Genomic DNA, 17,450 nt, shown 5'->3' with positions numbered 1-17,450 from the left:
CGCTCCCCGCTAAGGGGCCGTTTGGAGGGGGTAGGTCTCCACGAGCCGACGGGCTTGCCGGGGGGTTAATGGGGACCCGATGGGGGGGGACGACTTGCCCAAGCAGCCTAGAGCGCGGAAAGTCCCCCTGGGCTCCCCCTAGGAACGGAGTGGTCATGTAAATGACTGAGAAAATATAGATGATACAGTTAATCTCGGATTAACAAAAAAAGATATTTTTATTCTCGGATAAAACCCCAAAAAATAGTATATTATAAAAAAGGGTTTTAGGGAAATATCCCTAATTTAATTAAAAGGAACGTAATCTTTTTACAATCAATGCTCCTATTCGTCGCATCGATTATAAAAAATTACATAAGGTTTCTCATCAATTTTCCTGTGGACTTCGTCCTTGTAAAATTGTGAGAACCGTAAAAATTTTGCTTACAAAATTTTTACTACCATTAAAGGAGAAAAAAGTGGGACCTGTTATTGTTGGCGATTTAATGCTTTTAATTTTTTCAATTTACATAGGCATATTTTTTATATTTTTCCATACCAATCATCCTGATATGAGTGTTGGTTTTCATATTTGGGAGGCTTGTTATTCTAAGGATACTTGGCGTTTTGCTAATCTTTTTGCTGGTGCTTTAGCTATTGGTCTTGGGGTTTTGTTTTATGGAATTATTGTGCCTATTTTGATTTACCTTGAGCTTTCTAGGGAGATTCTTTCTATAATTATTATTATTTCTCTCTTGATTTTCTTTTTGCTTTTGTTTGGTCTTGCTAAGTTGGTTTTGAGAAAAAAATTTAATCTTAAGGATAATAGTTAGGAGTTTATTTATGAAGTTCGGAGAATTTGCTAAGATTAATAATATAACAAAAGATACTTTAAGATATTACATGAAGATAGGTCTTATTTTGCCATCAAAATCTGGAGGAAATTATATTTTCACCGAATCTGACCAAAAAGATATTGAATTTATCTTAGATTGCAAAGATTTTGGGTTTTCTGTAGATGATATTAATAAACTTATTTCCCTTAAGAGGAATCTCCACCCTTTGGATCATAGATTTAATAATTTCATGGCTTCAGAATTAGACAACAAAAAAGAATTAATTAAAAACGAAATTAAGAACCTTCAAAATAAACTTGATTTTTTAAATAACAAATCAGATGAATACTTGAAAAATAGACAAATATACCAGAAGCTCGGTGTTGCTGTTGATTTTCTAAAAAATCTGTCATGCCCTTCTTGTGGGTCTTCATTTAATTTTACTAATGCAGATATAGAAGATTCTTATATTATTCATGCTGACTTGCATTGCAAAAATTGCTCTTATCATCTTAAAATAGAAGATGGCATCATCATAGAGGATAATCTTCAAGATAGTCCGATTAAAATAGAAGATCTTCCTATTAAAGAAAATCATGAATACTGGCTTGATACCCATCTTGCTATGGAGTGGAAGGAGCTAAAAAACTTAAAGCCAGCCGAATTTCAAAAGGTTTTTAAGGCCTATAATTGGATGTATGAAAGAATTATAGATAGTAAACCTGTTAAAAACAATGAGGTTTCTTGTATTATGACCAGCGAAACTAACTCAGGTAGGTTCTTATTTTATCATCTTTTAAATAAAATTGGTGATGATAACCCAATCAAAAAATCTACTCTGATTGTTGCTATGAGAAATATTAAAGCTGCAAAAAAATTAAAGAACCTCCTTGAAAGTTTAGGTGTAAAATTAGATATCGCAATCATATGTGCATCTATGGACAAGCTTCCTATAAGTAATGGATCTGTCAACATATTTTTAGATGATTATTCTTCATTTTATTATCTTCTTAGAGAGAAAAAAGTCCTTATGGATGATAAAAATTTTAATAAGTATCTATCATCTGATGCTGAGGTTTTAGGGATTTTACCTAAAGACTTTTTCATCCTTCATAAGCACCTCAACATGTCAATTGATAGTTCTCCTTTCCTTAATAAATTATATAATAATCCTAAATTCATAATTACTTATGATCCGGATAATAATATTAAACAAAATGTTTGTTCACTAGATTTTACTGCCTATCATTACGACTTTGAGGGAAGGCTTTAAAAAAAAGATGGGTAAAGCTAATAAGCTCCCCATCTTTTTTTCTTATCTTTGACCTTCTTTGAAAGGACCCTCTCTTGAAATTAAACTTTCTGATCTATAAGTACATCTTGGTTCTTCTGAAACACATGGACGAATGATAAATAAATCTTCGTCTAGTTGTTTGAATAATTCTGGAATGTACTCTTCTACTGTAAGTCCACCAGTAGCTATGAAGTGAGATATAGCCTTTTCAAGATTTTTAAATTCTTCTGTTTGGAAATACGCATTTCTCCTATCTAGCATATAATATTTTGGATGACAAATTTCTGTCGCAACTGTTCCTGGTGAGTGTACTCTTACTTTTACATTTGATTTATCATTTTCAAGTTGAATTGCCAAAGCTTCACAGAATCCTTGAGCACCGTGTTTAGATACGATATATGCAGGTATGGCACCTGTATAAAGGAAAGCTGATGATGAAATTGTAGGAATGAAGTAAGCCTCCCCTTCTTGTTCTTCCATCTTAGGTATGAAGCTTCTTGCTGCATATACAACTCCCATTGTATTTACTTCAAAGTCTCTAAAGTAATCTGTTTCCGGAATTTTTAGGGCATGTCCCATGCTTGTTACACCTGCATTGTGCATGCAATAGTCTACTCTTTTAAAATGATCAAAGGTCATTCTAGCAAATTTTTCCATTTGACCCCTATTAGATACATCAAATCTATAAGCTATTACGTCAACGCCATCGTTTTTTAGCTCTTCTTCAAGCTTTCTTAAAGTTTCGTCGTTTATATCAGATATTGCAAGTTTTGCTCCTCTTTTAGCAAATTCTTTTGCCATTCCATATCCAATTCCTGTTCCAGCTCCTGTGATAACTACTACTTTGTCTTTGTAATCTGTCATTTTTTCCTCCTTATTAATTAATGACTTACTATATTGTTCTTGCTATTTCATTTGCAGGCCAGATTGCATCTAGTATTTTGCTTGCTTTAACAGCATCTCCTGCTACATGGTATGGGATATTTAATTTATCAACCATATCTACTACGTCTTTATTTGCTCTTGATCCAACTGCAAATACAACAGCATCTGCATCTAGTTTTCTTTCTTCACCCTTTTGACTTACTATAATTCCATCTTCTACAATCTCTTTTAGGGCTGTAGATGTGAGCAAGTCTATGTTTAACCTATTAAAAGTATCAACTGTATGTTTTCTTATAAGTATATCTATTACACCTATTACATCATCTAGCATTTCTACTATAAATACATCTTTTCCATTTTCTGCTAAAACTTCTGCAATTTCTTGACCTACTAGACCACCACCTATTACAGCAATTTTTTCTTCTTTAACAAAGTCTTTGAAGTCTAAAATATCATGAGCTACATAAGTTTTAAGCTTATCCATTCCAGCAACTGGTGGAATAAATGGTGAAGAGCCTGCACATACTATGATTTCATCCGGATTAATTTCTTTGATGTTTTCTGGATTCGCTTCTGTTGCAAGTCTAATATCAACTCCTGCACTAGCAGCCTTTACTCCCATTTGACTTACAGCATCTGCTAAAATTGATTTATGAGGTGCAGCCCCAGCCAGTATATATTGGCCACCTAGTCTTCTGGTTTTTTCAAATAAAATAACTTTATGACCTCTTAAAGCCGCAACCCTACTTGCTTCAAGACCAGCAGGTCCTCCACCTATGACAAGAATTTTCTTAGGATTTGTTGTAGCTTCTATTTTCCTATCTATTTCATGACCGGTTTGTGGATTAAATATACATGATACATCACCCTTCATAATTCTTGAAAAACAAGCTTGAGTACATCCTACGCATAGGGTGATTTCGTCCGCTCTTCCTTCTTCTGCTTTTTTGACAAAATCAGGGTCGGCTAATTGAGCACGTCCCACATCTACAAAATCAGCTGCACCAGATGATATTACTTCTTCAGCAATTTCTGGTGATATTATTCTTCCCGGGCATATTACAGGAATAGATACGTGTTTTTTAATTTCTCTACAGTTATCCTCATTAAAAGCTGTTTTTAGGAAGTATGGAGGTGTGGATATTGCCATGGCTGAGTTACAACCTTGGCTTATATCTAAGGCATCTGCTCCTGCTTTTTCATAAGCTATTGCAACTTTTATCCCCTCATCAAGTTTGAGTCCTCCCTCTTCAACTCCTTCTTCGGCATTCATCCTTACAAGAATAGGTGTGTCTTTTTTAAGTTTTTTCTTGATGTTTTTTATAACTTCTACACCAAATCTGACTCTATTTTCAAATGAACCACCGAACTCATCATCTCTGTTATTTGAGTATTCATTTACAAATTGATCTATAAGATAACCATGAGCTGCATGAACCCCTATTACATCGAATCCTGCTTTTTCCGCCCTCACTGCCGCATCACCAAAGGCTTCAATCATTTCATAAACCTCTTCAGTGGTCATTTTATGAGGTGGAATTTGTAATTTTGGACAAGGTATATCAGTAGATGACCAAGGTTGACCCTTGGTAAATATTTGCCTTCCACCATGCCAAAGTTGAATGGCAGCCTTTCCACCTGCTTGATGTATACCATCTACAAGCTCTCTTAGGCTTGGTATAAAAGAATCATCAAAGATACCAAGGTCAGCCCCAGTAACTCCTGAAGGGTGAACGCAAGCCACTTCAACTACATTAAGTGCACAGCCACCCTCTGCACGTCTTTTATGATAATCAATTATAACTTGGTTTACTTTTAAATCACTACCTACCCTATGAGTCCCCATAGGAGGCATAATACAACGGTTTTTAAGTTCAACTTTTCCTATCTTAGCTGGTGATAAAAAATTTGGATACAATTTTGACATTTATTTTCCTTTCTTATTTAAATTACTTTTGTATGTAACAGCCCTCAAAAACAATAGGTAAGATACCACTATAAGTATTGCTTGAATTATGAATGATATCTTAAATTCACCTGTTTTATCAAAAATCAATGATGAAAGTGGAGTTCCAATCGAAGATCCTATTGTCAAAAAAGCTGTAAGAATTCCTAGAATACTAGCATAATGCTTCATTCCAAATACTTTAGGGACAATAAGTGGCAAGGCAACTACAAGCATAGTTAAGGCAAAGCCATATGCTATAACAGCAAGATATGCTGATGTTTTTGAGTTTGAAACAATCATAATAAAATCGCAAACAAAATATCCTATGAAACCTATACTTATAGCTTTAATTAGCCCAAACTTATCATTCACATATCCCATAATTAGCTTAGCAGCTATATTAACCAAAGATACTATAGAAATTAAATTTGCTATAAATATTTGATCATAGCCTAAAGATAAGTAATGAGGAAAAAAGTTATACATAGTTGGTTGAATAGCCATTGCGAAACTGATACATGAAAATACAAGCAAAATAAATGGCAAGGACCTGTATATATCGGTCTTATTAAGTGATTCCTCTGCGCATTCATTTTCATTTATCACGCCTATTTCTCCAAGTGGCTTTTGTCCCTTATCCTTAGGATTGGCAACAATAAAAAATGCCCCAACTATACATACTATAAATATGGTAATAGCTTCTATAAATAAGGTTTTCCTATATCCTATTGACAATATAAACCTAGCTACTATCGGATTAAATATAAATCCTCCAACCCCGCTTGCTGCAAAAACCAATCCAAGAGCAAGCCCTCTCTTTTCAATAAACCATGCCGATATTATAGTTGATAGGGTAAGACTTGTGCCATAACTAATACCTGCACCCATAGCTACTCCCGCTAAATATATAAGTGGCAATGAGTTGGAAAAAGATAAGATAAGTATCGACAAAGAATATAAAAACACCCCTATGTAAACCAAATTTTTGTGCCCAAACTTCCTTATCGCATGACCAATCAGCGCTCCAAATATCGCTATAGATATCGAAGAAAATGATACTAGCAAAGTAACCTGACTCATATTTACCGATAAATCTTTAGCAATCAATGGTAAAAACTGACTGAGACTAGCATTTCCAAGTCCTAGAGTTAGAAGCATTATTAGTGCCGATAAGCCAACATTTATCCACCCATAGAATCTATTTTTCGTCATCTAAACCTCCTAAATATTTTCTAAATATTTTCTAATAGTTAATTAACTAACGAATTCATACATAGTGTATGACGTGGTTTCCGGACAATGTCAATAGCTAAAATAAGAAGTCATTTATACAAATCTGGTCTTATGACAAACTTTAGTCTAATAGCTGATTTTTATTAGAAAAACTGGTTCTAACTCCACTTAGTTACATGTGAAATTTTGATTCAAAAAGGCGTTTAATTTAGCTTAGCTAAATTTATTAGATTTTTATTAATCATTTCCTTAAAATAATGTAAATAAAAAACTTTAAATTTTTATTGGATATAAAATAATAGTTTGTAAATTTTATATGTTAATTATTAAATAAAATTCCTTTTAGAATCCCTATCAGAATTTTGATTTTGAAAATGATACACCCAAACTCAAGGAACATTACATATTAAATGATTGATTTTTACTTGACATTAATATATAATGTTACTAGCAAAAGGGAGTAGCCCAATTATTTAATCGTCAGAACGGTTTTTACCCGGTTAAATAAACCCTAGAAGGTGGCGAGACGGAGCTGGTGAGTATAACTCAAGTGGCCCCGCTTTTTTTATATCTTTTGCAAATTTTTAAGGAGGAATTATGGACTATAAAGGCAGTCTTAATGAAGTAATCAAAAAACACGGAGCTGATGCCAAACGTGGACTTACCTCATCTGAAGCCAAGACAAGACTTGAAAAATATGGACCAAATGCTATTGAGTCATCAAATAAAAAGTCTTTGCTTAGCAAGATTATCGAACAGTTAGCCGATCCTATGGTTATTCTTTTGGTAATTGCTGCTATTGTGTCAGCTTTTACAGGTGATGTAATCGAATGTGTAATTATTATCGCAATTGTTGTTATTAACGCCATTATGTCTATTATCCAGGAGGGAAAGGCAGAGGACTCTGTGGCGGCTTTACAAAAGATGAGCTCACCTGAGGCTACTGTTATCCGTGATGGACAAAGAGGACATGTTAAGGCAGAGGAATTGGTGCCAGGTGATATAGTTGTCATTGAAACAGGGGATATTATCCCAGCTGATATGAGACTTATCGAGTCATCAAACTTAAAAATCGATGAATCATCACTCACAGGTGAATCTGTGGCTGTTGAAAAGGACGCAGGTTTTGAAACTAATGAGGATGTAGGTATAGGTGATAGGGAAAATTACGTCCACTCATCTTCAATTGTTACCTACGGCCACGGCCTTGGTCTTGTGGCTGCGACTGGCGAAGAAACAGAAATTGGTAAAATTGCAGTAAGTCTAGACGAGGTTGAAGACAAGGAAACTCCTCTCCAAAAGCAACTTAAAAAGCTTTCAAAACTTTTAGCTGTCCTTGTTGTTGTGGTTTGTATGGGAGTTTTTGCCCTAGGATATTTTAGGGGCAGCCACAATCTTTTAGAGAATTTTATGGTGGCAGTTTCCCTTGCAGTTGCAGCTATTCCAGAAGGTTTGACAGCTGTTGTAACTATTGTCCTTTCTATTGGTATGAACAGGATGGCAGACAGGAAGGCTATCGTTAAAAACCTCTTATCTGTTGAAACTCTCGGATCAACTACAGTTATCTGTTCAGATAAAACTGGAACCTTGACCCAAAACGAAATGACTATTACAAAAATTTTCACCAATGATGAGGAATACGAGGTGGAAGGTACTGGTTATAAGCCTGAGGGCGATATCAGAAGGCAAAATAAAGAAGTAATTAATTCTGATGGCCAGATAGAACTATTGATGACTATAGCAAGTCTTTGTAATGATGCAAATCTCATCCGCGAAGGCGAAGAGTATAAGATAACAGGCGATCCTACCGAAGGTGCCATGCTAACTTTCGCTGAAAAATGGAACATCAACCAGGAAACTATCAACGACAAACACCCAAGGCTCCAGGAAATCCCATTTGATTCCACAAGAAAGATGATGACTACCTTCCACGAGCTTGATGGCAAATATTACGCCATGACTAAGGGTGCACCAGATGTTGTAATGAGTCATTCTTCAAAAATTTTAATCAACGGCGAAATGCAAGATTTTACCGACGAATACCGTAAAAAACTTGCTGATAAAAACAACGACCTTGCAAGTCAGGCCCTAAGGGTAATGGCCTACGCCTTTAGACCTCTAGAGACTCTTGACCAAGACCTTACTACAGAAAATATCGAAAAAGATATGATTTTTGTAGGGCTCACAGGAATGATTGACCCAGCAAGACCAGAAGCCAAGGCAGCAGTTGCCGAATGTCACGCATCAGGAATTAATGTAATTATGATAACTGGCGATTATTTTGAAACAGCCCTTGCCATTGCCAAAGATTTAGGAATCGCAACTAGTCGTGACCAAGCTATGCAAGGCTCCGAACTAAACGATAAAACCCACGAAGAAATCAGGGAAATTGTTAAAACTAAGAGAATTTTTGCCAGAGTTTCACCAGAAAATAAGGTCCAACTTGTCAAGGCCCTCGAAGCTAATGACAATGTCGTAGCCATGACAGGTGACGGTGTAAATGACGCTCCTGCCATCAAAAACGCTGACATAGGTGTAGCCATGGGTATTACAGGTACAGACGTTGCCAAAGACGCCTCAGATATGATCCTTGTTGACGATAACTTCGCAACCATAGTAAATGCAGTTGAAGAAGGAAGAGTAATCTTTTCAAATATCAAAAAATTTGTATCCTTCCTCCTATCTTGTAACATTGCAGAAGTTTTGATAGTTTTCCTATCAATATTAATGGGACTTCCTAGTCCACTTACCCCAATCCAATTGTTGTGGCTAAACCTAGTCACAGATGCCTTCCCAGCCCTAGCTTTAGGTGTTGAACCGGCAGAGCCAGGCCTTATGGAAGAACCACCAAGGGATCCAAGAGAATCAATCGTCTCTGGCGATATCAGAACAAACCTAATTAGCCAATCAATATTTATAACACTCGCAGTCCTTGGAGCTTATATAGTTGGCCTAAAATGGATATTCCCTGGCTCAATCGAAGGTGCCCACACAATGGTATTTGCAACCCTAATCACATCAGAACTACTAAGAGCCTTTTCAGTAAGGAGCACAAAATACACCCTAAAGGAATTAGGTTTTGCTTCAAACCCACACCTAATCAAGGCAGTAATCCTATCCTTCGCCCTACTTTTAGTTGTAATGTATGTGCCAATTTTGACAAAGCTCTTTGAAGTAGTTTCCTTAACATGGGAATGGATTCCAGTATTAATACTCGCCTCAATCCCACTAGTGTTCGGGGAAATAAGCAAGACTATGAGAAGAAAATAAGCAAAACTATAAGAAGAAAATAAGTTTCATAAATAAATGGATTTAGCAAGTAAATCCTAAAATTTTAGCAAAAGAAAAATCCCAGTATCCAACGACTCTGGGATTTTCTTTTGCTTATTTTTTGTAAATATCAATCAGATTATGGATTAAATCTCTAAGTAATAAGGTTGTCATGTAGTGGTCTTGGGCATGGATGGCTAAAAAATCCAAGCCTTGTCGACTTCCCTCTGCTTCATTTTCCAAAAAATCTTTTTGTGCAAGACTAGCAAGTTCCAAGTTTTCATTAGCCATGGCTACATACTGGTCAGCTTCTTCAAATTTACCTTTTTTTGCAAGGTCAAGTGCTTCTAGAAAGTTGCTCCTTGCATCGCCAGAAAAAGCTACCACCTTAAGGCCCGCATTGGTCAATTCTTCTCTAGGATTATTGTTAGTATCAGTCATAAATCTCTCCTTTAAATTAAAACCATTCTTATAATAAAAATACCAATAATAGTTAATAATTCAAGATATCTATGCTTTTCCAAGCATAAAATCTCAAGCAAAAAACCTCACCCACCTTTACCGATGCTATAACGGAAAAAATAGAATTATTTATGATAAGGTTTTCTGGTATAATGATAGTGAGGAGAAATATGCTATCTGATAGAGAAATTAGGATTATAAAATTTTTATATAAGAACAAAGATAAGTACTGTACTAGCACAGAAATAGGTTATAATGTCGGATTTTCCGAAAAAACTATAAGGACTAATATAAATCTAATTTCTGAAAACGTTCCTAAGAATATTTTTGAAATTGTAGCAAAGAAGGGCAGCGGCTTTAAACTTGTCATTGGCGATCACGATAAGTATATCGACTATATTTACAAGTCAAAGGCTAGCATGTCAAACCTTGATCAAATTTACGATAAAAAAGGGCGCGAGAAATATATTCTAGAGAATCTCTTGCTGGAAAACAGAGCCCTAACCTTTGATGACCTGTTGGAAATCTTGTTTGTTAGCGAGTCAACTCTCCAAAGAGATATTTACAGCCTTAGAAATAAGCTTAAGGATTATGGACTGGATATAGTTAAAGATGACAATTCTTACCTATCAATATCCGGTAAGGAACTAGAGAAGAGACATTTTATCCTAGATTTTTTCTTTTCTAGTATATACTCCAACTCCTTTATAAATGAGCTAGAAGACCTTAACTTATTTCACAAAGCTACTATTTCTCAGCTCTTGATTATTCTTCTTGATGAAATAAGAGAATATGGCATATCTGTAAATGACTATGCTATCCAAAATTTGGTAATCCACTTTGCCCTAGTTATTGAAAGAGTTAAGATAAATTGCTTGATTGATAATTACGATAAGGATATTGCAAAAGGAGAAGGTGACGAATTTTTAGATTTCGCTAAGTCAGTTATTAGGAGGATTTCTAAAAGTTTCGCTATAGACTTGCCTATTGAGGAAAAGAAATACATCTACCTCCAGCTGCTTTCAAAGACCAAGCTTTCGAGCGAAAATTCTATAAAGTCTTTTAAAGACTACAACCAAGTTATAGACTTATTAAGGTACCTGTCTAAGAAGTTAAATATAAACTTGTTAGACGATAATGTTTTTATGAATAATTTTATCGAACACCTAAAAGCTCTAGAAAACAGGGTTGCATCTGGTTTATATATTTCAAATCCTCTGACAGATAAAATAAAAACCCAATATACTAGCTATTTTGATCTGGTAGTTGATAGTTTTAAAAAGTTTTCTATATTTGAAAATATGGATATAACGGACGATGAGCGGTCTTATTTGGTAATTTATATCTTATCAGCGCTTGAGAGAAATAAATTCAACAAGAAGATTAACGTCCTTGTTGTATGCGCATCTGGTTTCAGTACGGGGCTGATGCTTAAAAATAGGATTCAAAACGAATATACCAACACTATTAATATAAAAAATGTGATTGGTTACTACGAGATCACTCCCAAAAACCTAGACGACGTTGACTTGATAATATCGAGCGTTGATTTGGAAGGTTTGGTTATAGCTGTTCCTTCTGTAAAAGTTAGCGTCTTCCTTGATGAAGATGACTGCGCTTTGATTGACAAAGAAGTAGAAAAGCTAATAAAAAGTTATCAGGACTTATGGTCAGACGAACAGATAGTCCCTAACACAAACTTAACCCTATTCGAAAAATATTTCTCAGAAAAAAACTTTATAATAAATAAAAACCCTTGCACAAAGGATGAAGTTTTGAATTTGATATACAAGTCCTTGGCTTCGACACACGAAATGGAAGAATTTTTTAGAGACCAGACCTTACTGAGGGAAAATTTTGGTTCTATAGTTTTTAAAACCCTAGTAGCCATTCCCCATCCTGTAAGTCCTATAAAGGATAAGGCAGAAATTTTCACTGTTATTTCCAAGGCAGATATTAGTTGGGGAAAAGATTCAGATAAGCTTAGGATAGTGTTTTATATCTCCCCTCCTGGGAAAAATGACCCCGACTTTGAAAAAATTATAAAGGTTTTTACAAAAATTTTAAAGGATGATTCACTAATCCAAGCGCTAATTAATATAGAAAATTTCATCGACTTTAAAGAACTTATTTTGAATTTACTATAAAAGAAAGGAGGTAGAAATGAGTTTAGGCGATTTAGAAGAGACTTGCATGCAGCTAATAACCTTTGCTGGTGCGACCAAGTCGGCATATGTGGAAGCCATGTCTGAAAGAAGAGCTGGAAATGAAGAAAAAGCTCTGGAATTAATCAAAGAAGGCAAGGAAACCTATGCACAGTGCCACAAAATCCACCAACAAATGTTTACTTCTGAGCACAAAATGGAAAACTCCATGCAAACATTGTTGCTCATGCATGCAGAAGACCAAATGATGTCATGTGAAACAATTTATGTCTTGGCAAATGAAATTATGCAGTGTTATGCCAGGATAGAAAACCTAGAAAATAAGAGGTAATAAAATGAAAAAACAAAATTTTATGGAAAAATTAGAAGAAAAACTCATGCCGCTTGCAGCAAAAATAAGTGGTAATGCCCATCTTCAATCAATCAGAGATGGTTTTGCCCTAGCTATGCCTTTATTAATTATCGGATCAATGTTTATGTTAATTTCAAACTTCCCAATCCAAGCATGGATGGATTTATTGAGAAGCACAGAAATTAATGGCAACACTATCGCTTCATACTTTTCAGCAGCAACAAACGCTTCATTCACAATCATGTCTATATTCGTAGTTATAGGAATTGGTCACGCTTACGGTACAAGACTAAAAGTGGACCCACTCTTTAGTGGAGTTGTATCATTAGTAAGCTGGTTTATCCTTATGCCATTTTCTTTTGAATTTACACCAGAAGGCAGTGAAGAAGCTCTAACAATAAACGGACTTTCCTTTGATTGGTTGGGTTCTAAGGGTGTATTCATCGGTATAATTTCCGCATTTTTAGCCGTTAGAATCTACAAAATGATAGTTGATAAGGGTCTTGTAATAAAGATGCCTTCAGGTGTGCCTCCAACAGTAGGTCAATCTTTCGCAGCATTATTACCAGCAGCTTTCGTTATGACATCTTTTGTTTTAATCAAATTTGTCTTTACCCTAACTCCATGGGAAAATGCCTTCAACTTTGTTTATAGTGTATTGCAACTTCCACTCCAACACATAGGTGGATCACTAACAGCAATGGTTTTAGTGTATTTATTTGCCCACGCTCTATGGTTCCTAGGTATCCACGGCACAAACATCACAGACTCAATGTTCATGCCTGTCCTATACGCCCTTTCTGCAGAGAACTTAGCAAAGGTTTCAGCTGGACAATTACCAGAAAATATCATCAATGTTCAATTCCAAAACCTATTTGCTACTTACGGTGGTGCAGGCTCAACCCTATCCCTACTAATAGTCGCAGTAATGATTTCTAAATCAAAGAGACTAAAACAACTTTCAAGATTATCAATCTTACCAGCAGTATTTGGTATAAATGAGCCAGTTATCTATGGTTTGCCAATAGTTTTAAACCCACTACTATTAGTACCATTTATCTTAGTTCCAACTATAAATATAATTATCAGCTACATCACTATGAATATAGGTCTAGTTCCAATTCCAAATGGTATCATCATGCCTTGGACCACACCTCCAGTAGTTTCTGGATTCCTATCTAGTAACTGGCAAGGTGCCCTCCTACAAGTTGTCCTAATCATAATTGGCTGCATAATTTATTATCCATTCGTAGCTGCAGTTGATAGAAACAACCTAATCCAAGAAGAATCTGAAGAAAGCGTAGAAGCATAATGCGCAGACTAGGTATTTCAATATATCCAGAACACTCGACTTTCGAAAAAGATCTAGCCTATATGAAGCTAGCTTCTAAATATGGTTTTTCGAGAATTTTCACCTGCCTCCTTTCTGTAAAAGAAAGCAAGGATGAAATTATTAAAAATTTTACAAACTTTATAGATAAGGCTCATGAACTGGGCTTTAAGGTTTCAGTGGATACAAATGCAGATGTTTTTAACCTACTTGGCGCAAGGGCAGATGATATATCTGTCTTTGCCAAAATGGGAGTGGATATTATAAGACTTGACTGGCCCCTATCAGATAGGGAAAATATCCTAATTACCAATAATCCTTACAATATAACTGTAGAGTTTAATGCAAGTAGCGACATGGCTTTAGACTTGTTAATCAAAAAGGGTGCTGATAGGAACAAGATGACTACCTGCCACAATTTTTATCCACAAGAATACACCGGTCTTAGCAAGGAAAGGTTCGATTATTTCACTCAAAAATACTATGATATGGCCTTAAAAGTTCACGCTTTCATATCAAGTAATAACGACAACACTTTCGGACCTTGGCCTGTTTATAAGGGACTAGCTACCTTAGAATGTCATAGGTATAAAAATATTTCCTACCAACTTAGGTATCTTATAGCTGATAGGAGGATAAATGACATTATTATTGGCAACGCCTACGCTTCTTGTGAAGAATTAGAAGAATTGAGCAAGGTAGATTTATCAATTCCAAGCTTAAAAATCGAAGCAATTAATGATATAATAGATATAGAAAGGAAAATCCTTTACGATTTTGTTCACTTTGATAGGATAGACTCTTCAGACTTCTTCATCAGAAGCAGTGTTAGCCGAGCCTTTGCCGCTGACAAGAACATTCCTCCTAGGAAGTGTGATAAAGAATTCTTCGATGAGGGAGATGTTGTAATAATCAACGACAACCTCGCCCACTACAGAGGCGAACTTGAAATCGTTAAGAAAAAAATTAAAAATACAGGTGAAAGAAATCTTGTAGGCCACTTTGATGAAGATGAACAAGCGATTGTTAATATGCTGGCTGAACAAAATCCTTTCAAAATTATATAAGGAGATTTATATGAGCGATACAATAAATATTGTACTATGCTGCTCTGCAGGTATGAGTACAAGCTTAGTAGTTGAAAAAATGCAGGAAGCAGCTAAGAATAAAGGATTAGATGTCGATATCAAAGCTGTTCCAGTATCCAGCGTAGAAGAACTTGATAGTTCACACAAAATCGACATCCTCCTCCTAGGCCCTCAAGTAAAATTTAAACTAAACGAGCTTAAGGGTGTTTACAAGGATCAAAATACCCTAGTAGATGTCATAAATATGATGGACTACGGCATGATCAACGGAGAAAAAATCTTATCCGATGCCCTTAAGGCCTACAACAAATAAAAAATAAAAACCCAAGCAAGTGACATAGACACATTAATCCTCCTTAAGGATTTTAGAGTTTAAGTCAAAGCTTGGGTTTTTCTTTGCCATTTTATAGACCCAAAACAATACCTATGCCTGCCCCCGCCACGATTATCCAAAGAGGGCTGAGGTTTTTAAATTTAAACAAAATTAAAGTAAATGCTGCGAAAAGTCCGAGTGGAATCGGTCTTAGCAAGGACATAAAATTTCCTGTTTGGGCAAAGGCGTTTGTATCCACAAGGGTAAGTACTAGGACTGTGGACATAGCGCCTAGGATAAGCCCTGCTGTGGCTGGCCTTAGGGTACTGAAAGCGTCTTTTACAATTTTTGAATTTTTAAAAGCCAAAATCATCCTTGCTATTATAAGGATGATTATAATTGGTCCTGTAACCAAGGCAAGGGTCGCAAGGATGCCACCGAGTGGCCCATGGGCCTTGATGCCTGCATAGGTCGCCATATTGATGCCAATAGCGCCCGGTGTTGACTCGGAGACTGCTATCATATCCAAGAGCTCTTCACTTGTAAAATAACCGTATTTTTCGCCGATAGCTTGAAGAAACGGAATGGTTGCCATGCCACCACCAACAGCAAACAAACCCGCTTTAAAAAATTCCCACATCATCCTAAGCATGTCTAAACCTCCCTAAAATAATTCCAATAAGGGCTACGACTATTACAAGCACAACGGGTGAAATATCAAAAACTGCTATCGCTAGGAAAGTTAATAAAAAAACCATGAACTTTCCAACCGAGTTAGCATTTTTTCTAAGCATCTTTATTACCGAATATAAAACCAAGGCACAAACAGCAATCCTAATGCCTCCAAAGGCGTGTTGGATGGCACTTATGTGGGAGAAGTTTTTTAAAAAACTAGATATAAGGGTAATTATTATAATTGATGGGGTGATAAAACCGAGACTTGCCACCACTCCCCCAATGTTTTTTGCCATCTTGTAGCCGCAAAAGGTTGCTGTATTTATGGCGATGATACCAGGTGTGGACTGGCCAATAGCATAATAATCTAAAACTTCTTCGTTAGTCGCCCATTTTTTCTTTTCAACAACTTCCCTTTCTAAGATGGGTAGCATGGCATAACCCCCACCAAAGGTCATAAAGCCGATTTTGACAAAACTTATATAAAGATCTAATAAAATATTCATCTCTCTTCCCTTTCTTGCTTCCTTAAGGATATTATATAACAATCTAGGAAATTTATAAAGCAAACGGCTTATTATACAAATCTAACCAGTCTTTAATAAAACCATTTCTTAATTAAAGTAACAAAAGAAATACAAAACCTCATGCTTTTTACGGTTTTAACAAGGATTTTGATGATTAAGTAACAAAAGTGTAACATTTTTATTGACAAAAGAGTAAAAATGAGTTAAAATATATATTGTTAATTGATAAAGGAGACAGAATGAATAATTTTAAATATATACTTACAGGACTTTTTGTTGCGTCGACTTTGACCTTAGCAAGTCCAGTCCTAGCAGCAGAAGATTCAACAGACGAAACTACAATACCAGAAGAAACAAAAGTAATTGAATATAACGATTTTGATTTAGATAAGATGGTTGGTCTTAAGGAAGGAACTGACCTTGTTCACGAAAAAACCCAACTAACACAAACTTCCTACAAGGCAGAAAACGAACTTGAAGTCAAGAAAGAAAAAGGTCACCCAGATCGCGTAGAAATCAAAGGTTCTAATAGAAATGCAACAGGAACTACTAGCGAACCTGGCAGCCTATCTTGGAGAAATTACAGACGAGGCGACTTATCAAATTTTGACATAAGAACTAAAAACCCAGATCACATAACTGGCGCTTACATAGACAAGTTTCTAGAAAAACGTGGTCACTATACCCCACTTAAGGGCTATGGTGATACAATCCTTAAGTACTCAAACAAATACGGTATTAACGTAGGTATTTTTATGGGTCAAATCGCAAAGGAAACTAATTTTGGCAAGCATGCTGGAGTAGGCAAATACAACTTTGGTTGTATCCGTTATTATAGAAATGGTGTTGGTGGCCAATGGGCTCCTGCCTATTCAAGAAGAGGTTCTGCTTGGGTAAACCCACCTACAGTTGAAGACGGCATCGAAGTTGTCTTCAAGCTAATGAGAGATGCTTATGCAAATAAGGGCTGCACAACCTATAAAGCCTTCATAAACCGTTATTCTCCATCTTTTGAGAATAACCACAGATCTTTTGAGCAACTCGCAGCAGGAACTATGAACGCCTTAAATATATCTTATTAATTACAGACCAA

Annotated in this window: 15 protein-coding genes; 9 read left to right on the top strand and 6 right to left on the bottom strand. The window is 35.8% G+C overall.

Annotated elements, in window-relative coordinates; all coding sequences use genetic code 11:
- Positions 1–458 precede the first annotated feature (458 nt).
- Both HMPREF1630_RS01630 and HMPREF1630_RS01625 read left to right on the top strand, forming a co-directional pair.
- Positions 459–812, top strand: a complete 354-nt coding sequence (locus tag HMPREF1630_RS01630) for an SdpI family protein (RefSeq protein ID WP_037326460.1) — start codon at positions 459–461, stop codon at positions 810–812.
- A 10-nt stretch (positions 813–822) separates the two neighbouring features.
- Positions 823–2,088, top strand: a complete 1,266-nt coding sequence (locus tag HMPREF1630_RS01625) for a MerR family transcriptional regulator (protein ID WP_037326457.1) — start codon at positions 823–825, stop codon at positions 2,086–2,088.
- Between the two features lie 42 nt (positions 2,089–2,130).
- On the opposite strand, the gene HMPREF1630_RS01620 is transcribed toward HMPREF1630_RS01625, so the two are convergent.
- The 3 genes from HMPREF1630_RS01620 to HMPREF1630_RS01610 are packed head-to-tail and all read right to left on the bottom strand — an operon-like array spanning position 2,131 to position 6,154.
- Entirely contained in the window at positions 2,131–2,973 is an 843-nt protein-coding gene (locus HMPREF1630_RS01620; protein ID WP_037326455.1) for an SDR family NAD(P)-dependent oxidoreductase, read from the bottom strand.
- Positions 2,974–3,001: 28 nt separating this feature from the next.
- A complete protein-coding gene (locus tag HMPREF1630_RS01615; protein ID WP_004829259.1) occupies positions 3,002–4,921 on the bottom strand; it encodes an oxidoreductase in 1,920 nt (639 codons plus the stop codon).
- Positions 4,922–6,154: an MFS transporter gene (locus HMPREF1630_RS01610; RefSeq protein ID WP_004829261.1), complete on the bottom strand. Its 1,233-nt coding sequence runs from the start codon at positions 6,152–6,154 to the stop codon at positions 4,922–4,924.
- A 618-nt stretch (positions 6,155–6,772) separates the two neighbouring features.
- Between HMPREF1630_RS01610 and HMPREF1630_RS01605 the strand changes: the two genes are divergently transcribed.
- The gene (locus HMPREF1630_RS01605; protein ID WP_037326452.1) at positions 6,773–9,445 is read left to right on the top strand and encodes a cation-translocating P-type ATPase; all 2,673 of its coding nucleotides are present in this window, start codon (positions 6,773–6,775) and stop codon (positions 9,443–9,445) included.
- 114 nt (positions 9,446–9,559) lie between these two features.
- Here the strand turns inward: HMPREF1630_RS01605 and HMPREF1630_RS01600 are convergent, their stop codons facing one another.
- Complete coding sequence (locus tag HMPREF1630_RS01600) at positions 9,560–9,886, bottom strand: PTS lactose/cellobiose transporter subunit IIA (RefSeq protein WP_004829265.1); 327 nt, start codon at positions 9,884–9,886, stop codon at positions 9,560–9,562.
- A gap of 191 nt (positions 9,887–10,077) precedes the next feature.
- Between HMPREF1630_RS01600 and HMPREF1630_RS01595 the strand changes: the two genes are divergently transcribed.
- From HMPREF1630_RS01595 to HMPREF1630_RS01575, 5 genes are read left to right on the top strand one after another with little or no spacing between them, the layout of a single operon-like run.
- The gene (locus HMPREF1630_RS01595; protein ID WP_037326449.1) at positions 10,078–12,054 is read left to right on the top strand and encodes a BglG family transcription antiterminator; all 1,977 of its coding nucleotides are present in this window, start codon (positions 10,078–10,080) and stop codon (positions 12,052–12,054) included.
- 16 nt (positions 12,055–12,070) lie between these two features.
- On the top strand, positions 12,071–12,403 hold the full coding sequence (locus HMPREF1630_RS01590; protein WP_037326447.1) for a PTS lactose/cellobiose transporter subunit IIA: 333 nt from the start codon (positions 12,071–12,073) through the stop codon (positions 12,401–12,403).
- 4 nt (positions 12,404–12,407) lie between these two features.
- Positions 12,408–13,736 (top strand): PTS sugar transporter subunit IIC, encoded by a 1,329-nt coding sequence (locus HMPREF1630_RS01585; RefSeq protein ID WP_081931847.1) that lies wholly within the window; start codon positions 12,408–12,410, stop codon positions 13,734–13,736.
- Entirely contained in the window at positions 13,736–14,821 is a 1,086-nt protein-coding gene (locus tag HMPREF1630_RS01580; RefSeq protein ID WP_037326444.1) for a DUF871 domain-containing protein, read from the top strand. The genes HMPREF1630_RS01585 and HMPREF1630_RS01580 overlap by 1 nt, the downstream gene beginning before the upstream one ends.
- Before the next feature lie 10 nt (positions 14,822–14,831).
- Complete coding sequence (locus tag HMPREF1630_RS01575) at positions 14,832–15,155, top strand: PTS sugar transporter subunit IIB (protein WP_052039342.1); 324 nt, start codon at positions 14,832–14,834, stop codon at positions 15,153–15,155.
- 91 nt (positions 15,156–15,246) lie between these two features.
- On the opposite strand, the gene HMPREF1630_RS01570 is transcribed toward HMPREF1630_RS01575, so the two are convergent.
- Both HMPREF1630_RS01570 and HMPREF1630_RS01565 read right to left on the bottom strand, forming a co-directional pair.
- A complete protein-coding gene (locus HMPREF1630_RS01570; protein WP_037326441.1) occupies positions 15,247–15,807 on the bottom strand; it encodes a chromate transporter in 561 nt (186 codons plus the stop codon).
- Entirely contained in the window at positions 15,800–16,336 is a 537-nt protein-coding gene (locus HMPREF1630_RS01565) for a chromate transporter (protein ID WP_037326438.1), read from the bottom strand. The genes HMPREF1630_RS01570 and HMPREF1630_RS01565 overlap by 8 nt, the downstream gene beginning before the upstream one ends.
- A 260-nt stretch (positions 16,337–16,596) precedes the next feature.
- On the opposite strand from HMPREF1630_RS01565, the gene HMPREF1630_RS01560 reads away from it, so the two are divergent.
- Positions 16,597–17,439: a glucosaminidase domain-containing protein gene (locus tag HMPREF1630_RS01560; RefSeq protein ID WP_037326435.1), complete on the top strand. Its 843-nt coding sequence runs from the start codon at positions 16,597–16,599 to the stop codon at positions 17,437–17,439.
- Positions 17,440–17,450 lie beyond the last annotated feature (11 nt).

The sequence above is a fragment of the Anaerococcus lactolyticus S7-1-13 genome (assembly GCF_000758765.1).
GTDB classification, from domain to species: Bacteria; Bacillota; Clostridia; order Tissierellales; family Peptoniphilaceae; genus Anaerococcus; species Anaerococcus lactolyticus.
Note: the sequence above shows the minus strand (reverse complement) of the source record. Positions and strands in the feature narration are given on the sequence as shown.